The following is a 2,010-nucleotide window of genomic DNA, read 5'->3' on the forward strand; positions in this document are numbered from 1 at the left end:
CCGCCCGACACCAGCGGCGACCCGACCGACCGCACGCCCGCCCAGAACGCGACGCTGCGCAACGTCTTCGTGATCGGCCCGGACAAGAAGATCAAGCTCGTCCTGATCTATCCGATGACGACCGGCCGCAACTTCGACGAGGTGCTGCGCGTCATCGACTCGCTCCAGCGCACGTCGCAGCACCAGGTCGCCACACCCGCCCAGTGGCAGCCCGGCGACGACGTGATCATCGCCGGCTCGGTCTCCAACGACCAGGCCAAGGAGCGCTACCCGGACGGCTGGGAGGAGCCCAAGCCCTACATCCGGATCGTCAAGGACCCCGTCTGAACGCGTCGAGCGGTTAGTTGTTCGGCCTGAGCCCGAACGACTAACCGCTCGCGTCGGGCGCTAGCCCTGAGGCTGGGCGATGTTGACCATCCAGGTGATGCCGAAGCGGTCGGTGACGCTGCCGAACACGTCGCCCCACATCTGCTTCTCGAGCGGCATCGCGACCTCGCCGTTGGCGGCCAGCTTGTCCCAGTAACCGCGCAGCTCGCCCTCGTCGTCGCCGCTGAGGCTGACGGAGATGTTGGTGCCGGGCTGGAACGGCATGCCGGGCGGCGTGTCGGAGGCCATCAGCGTGAAGCCCGACGGGGTCTCGAGCTGGCTGTGCATCACCTTGTCCTCGAAGCCGGGGGGCGCCTCGCCGAACTCGCCGAACGTGTTGATCGACAGCTCCCCGCCGAGCGCGTCCTTGTAGGTCTCCATCGCCTCGCGCGCGGTGCCGTCGAAGGAGATGTAGGGGTTGAGCTTGGATGCCATCGCGGGCGCTCCTTACGTTCGAGGGGACGCTGTGGATCATCCCAAGCGACGGTGCGCCACATCGGCTCGCGTAGGCATCCACCGCGGGTCGCGGAGCGCACTGATGGGGGCAACCACCTCCTGACGAAGGGACCTCCCCATGCATGGCCGTACCCCCGCCATCCTCGCCACCGCCGCCGCTCTTGCGCTCGGCGCAACCGCGTGCGGCAGCGACGAGAGCTCATCGAGCTCGGCCTCCGGATCCTCCGGCACGAGCCAGAAGGCGGCCGAGCCGGTCGCCCAGGTCGACCAGCTCACGGGCAAGTCGACCGCCGTCACGCTCGACGCCGGCTTCGTCGACGCCCTGACGCAACTCGAGCTCACCCCGAGCCCGGTGGGTGACGCGTCGATCTCGAAGGCGGGCGTGGCCAGCTTCCCCATCACGGGCGGCAACGTGAAGTACTTCAAGCCCGGCACCGTCTCCCCGTTCGTGCAGGGCGAGATCGACCACGACGGCTCCGGCCTGCAGCTCGAGGGCGGCGGCAAGACCGTCCGGCTGACGAACTTCGTCGTCGACCCCGGCGCCTCCGTGCTGACCGGCAAGGTCACCGTCGACGGCAAGGAGGCCGCCGCGAGCGCCCCGCTGTTCTTCCTCGACGGCCGCACGCTGAAGCCGCTGGAGGCCAAGGACGACGGCACCGCCGTGCTCGAGGGCACGACCGTCAAGTTCAAGGACGAGTCGGCTCAGCTGCTCAACGACACGTTCGGCGTCGACGCGCTGAAGGGCGGCCTCGAGGTCGGCATCGCGAAGATCACGGTCAACACCGGCGCCTAGGCACCGGCCCACTCCGACCACGGCTCGCGTTCGAGGGCGGCCTCGAACGCGGGCCGGTCGTGCACCGGCTCCCCGTGCGACACGATCACGTGCTCGAACGGGAGCTCCAGCAGCGCGCGCATCGCCGGCAGGACCCGCTGCTCGTGCCACGGCGTCCCCCACACGCGCAGGACGCCCTCCGGCGCGGTCATGCCGTCGGCGAACACGAGCACGCGCTGCTCGGGCAGGTAGACCGGCGTCTCCTGCATCCCGCGCCCGTCGTGGCAGGCGAGCAGGCCGCCCGGCAGCTCGAGGCCCGGGTGCACCGGCTCCAGCTCGGTCGCCGGCACGTCGTCGGGCCAGAACAGCGACGGCCCGAACGCGCGGCACCCGTACCAGCGCACGAACAGGTCGAC

3 protein-coding genes and 1 pseudogene are annotated in these 2,010 nt (G+C 70.0%); 2 read left to right on the forward strand and 2 right to left on the reverse strand.

Annotation, left to right across the window (positions count from 1 at the left end; all coding sequences use genetic code 11):
* A pseudogene (locus VFX99_RS02265) lies at positions 1–327 on the forward strand (peroxiredoxin); the annotation flags it as partial.
* Between the two features lie 60 nt (positions 328–387).
* Here VFX99_RS02265 and VFX99_RS02270 read toward each other — a convergent pair.
* Positions 388–801, reverse strand: a complete 414-nt coding sequence (locus tag VFX99_RS02270; RefSeq protein WP_329664696.1) for a VOC family protein — start codon at positions 799–801, stop codon at positions 388–390.
* A gap of 139 nt (positions 802–940) precedes the next feature.
* Between VFX99_RS02270 and VFX99_RS02275 the strand changes: the two genes are divergently transcribed.
* Complete coding sequence (locus VFX99_RS02275) at positions 941–1,615, forward strand: hypothetical protein (RefSeq protein ID WP_329664697.1); 675 nt, start codon at positions 941–943, stop codon at positions 1,613–1,615.
* Here VFX99_RS02275 and VFX99_RS02280 read toward each other — a convergent pair.
* A partial coding sequence (locus VFX99_RS02280) for a hypothetical protein (protein ID WP_329664698.1) occupies positions 1,612–2,010 on the reverse strand: 399 nt, incomplete at its 5' end. The two genes, VFX99_RS02275 and VFX99_RS02280, sit on opposite strands and share 4 nt — an antisense overlap.

It is taken from the genome of Microbacterium sp. (assembly GCF_036277215.1).
Classification (GTDB): Bacteria; Actinomycetota; Actinomycetes; order Actinomycetales; family Microbacteriaceae; genus Microbacterium.

Bases quoted from the DNA above. Each gene is read 5' to 3' on its own strand.
- VFX99_RS02270 (WP_329664696.1), bottom strand. From the start codon at position 801: ATGGCATCCAAGCTCAACCCCTACATCTCCTTCGACGGCACCGCGCGC.
- VFX99_RS02275 (WP_329664697.1), top strand. From the start codon at position 941: ATGCATGGCCGTACCCCCGCCATCCTCGCCACCGCCGCCGCTCTTGCG.